Genomic DNA, 2170 nt, shown 5'->3' with positions numbered 1-2170 from the left:
TTCGCGGCTGTTGCCTTGACGGGAATTCCCTTTTGCTCGCAATACGCGATCATTTCCTTCCGCCCGGGAAACTTCTGGCGGAACTCTGGCAATCGCCACGGGGCCAGAACCTTAATCCCGGGTTGCAGGGCTTCGGCAGCGAGTTGAAACCGGCACTGATCGTTACCCTTGCCAGTAGCACCGTGGGCGAAAGTATCAGCACCGACCTCTCGGGCCACCTGAAGACAAACCTTGGCGATCAGAGGCCTCGCTATGGACGTGCCCAGCAAATAGACACCTTCATACCGGGCGTCCCACTGCATGACAGGGAACGCGAAATCCCGACACAACTCTTCCCTGGCATCCACCAGCCGGGCAGATTTTGCCCCAATTTTCTTTGCCTTCTCCAGGATGGCTTCGCGATCCTCGCACGGCTGGCCGAGGTCCACATACACCGCGTGGACGTCGTAGCCCTTCTCAACCAACCAACTCAGAATGACCGAGGTATCCAGTCCGCCAGAATACGCCAGCACGCAACCTGCCATAGTAAACCCGTCCTCTCAAAGTGATTGGCTTCTCAGTACCGGCCCGCCACCGCACAAGAGCCGTAACCCACCCAACAAGTCGAAAGATATGTATTGTAACCGACCGTGGCCACAGTCCCAACAACCGCGCCCAGGTGACACATCACCACTTTTCCTATTGCGATCGGGCACGGACGCCCACACTGGTTCGCATCAGCCAGGATGGACCTGCTGTCACGCCTGTTTTCGGAGGGACGTGCCTGTCATGTCCGCTTTCCATCGTTGGATTCTTGCGTTCTGCCGGGCACGAAAGGGTGCCCCCTCCGTGTTCGGTGGACACCGTGGGAGGCGTCCCTCCTCCAGGCGCCGGTTCCAGGCCGAGCGAGCGCCCCGGGGGCATCCGCATCACACAAGGGCTTGAAATGCCCAGTTCGACCCGGGCCACGCCACTGGTAGAGCCCATTTATGAATGGCCCATCCAGCAGCTGGCACTCGTGGCACCTCAAGTTTTTGCAGAAGTGGGAATGAGTCAGCCGTGCTCAGGTACCCGCCTCCTTCCCGTCTCCCTTTTTACGGTGGTTTTTCACCAGCCAAAATGGCCGCAGTCGCAGAAATCTGGCAACGGTCTGATCTCATGCTCCTACCAAAAAAGTAACTCCGGCACACAGGCCGGAGCTCTATCAAAGCGCGCCCGGAGGGAGTCGAACCCCCAACCCTCGGTTCCGAAGACCGATGCTCTATCCGGTTGAGCTACGGGCGCAAACCAGGCGGCCGTCCTTGGAACTGCTCACATCGCTTTTATTTTATGGGGCAGCAGAAGCTGCGCAAAGCGGTCTGGCATGGGGCGGAATCGAAATCCTGCCTCGAGCGAACGCTGGTCCGGGAGGGTTGCCACCGGTTTACGCCCGGCCTCTGTCATGCGATTCCCTGTGCGTGAAACGTAACGGACCGTTCAACCCCGCATACGACCCGCAATTTCCGCACAAACGGAACTTCCACCTTCCGTTTTACCAATTATTGCGGCACATTTTCGCAAGATTGCCTCAAGTGTGAGGCTTATTGTCACTTGTTGTGACCTATGGTTTTACAAGAACTGAGTCGGCGTGTGGCCGAACACGTTCGACTCGAGTTTTTGAGAGCTCGTCACGGCTTGTGTCTTTTCTCGGTGAATTGCACAGGCTTATCGGTCACCCATAGATCCTGTTTCGTCGCTGGAGTTGCCACCTTCTGGTTGCTTCTTGGGTACGACAACGATGACTATGCAACGACGCTCTATTCTCTCGGCCGGGCTGTGTGGCTGGGACGACCGCCCCCGCACTACCAGTCGTCGGACACGCATCCTGTCAAGCCTTTTACCGCTTTTAACCCGCCGCATTGCAAACACCAGTTGCCGGCGTCTGCGACGATCAGGTCGGCGTCGCTCTTTCGAACCCCTTGAAGCCCGCGATCTCTTCTCTGTCAGTCCCCTGACGGACACGTTCCTACCCCTCGCAAACTTTGGTAATCAGGCGGGCCAGACCGGCGGAGCAGTAACGCTCTCGTGGTCCGGCTTCCAGTCCACCAGCAACGGTACAACCGCGCACCTCCGCGCGACGTTTCAGGGCAACCCCCAGATTCAGCAGTTGGGCGCCGGAGTCATGGTCTCACTTGATGGTACCGATCTCTGG

At 58.1% G+C, this 2170-nt stretch carries 2 protein-coding genes and 1 tRNA gene; 1 reads left to right on the top strand and 2 read right to left on the bottom strand.

Going from position 1 to position 2170, the window contains the following annotated elements; all coding sequences use genetic code 11:
• Together H5U08_RS16565 and H5U08_RS16560 are read right to left on the bottom strand one after the other, a co-directional pair.
• Window positions 1–524 (bottom strand): argininosuccinate synthase domain-containing protein (locus H5U08_RS16565; protein WP_297035591.1); only part of this gene is annotated, 524 nt, incomplete at its 3' end.
• Between the two features lie 665 nt (window positions 525–1189).
• Window positions 1190–1263, bottom strand: a tRNA-Arg gene (locus H5U08_RS16560).
• A gap of 499 nt (window positions 1264–1762) precedes the next feature.
• Between H5U08_RS16560 and H5U08_RS16555 the strand changes: the two genes are divergently transcribed.
• A partial coding sequence (locus H5U08_RS16555) for a hypothetical protein (RefSeq protein ID WP_297035588.1) occupies window positions 1763–2170 on the top strand: 408 nt, incomplete at its 3' end.

Origin of the sequence: Thermogutta sp. (assembly GCF_014359955.1) — a bacterium.
Taxonomy (GTDB): domain Bacteria; phylum Planctomycetota; class Planctomycetia; order Pirellulales; family Thermoguttaceae; genus Thermogutta.
Note: the sequence above shows the minus strand (reverse complement) of the source record. Positions and strands in the feature narration are given on the sequence as shown.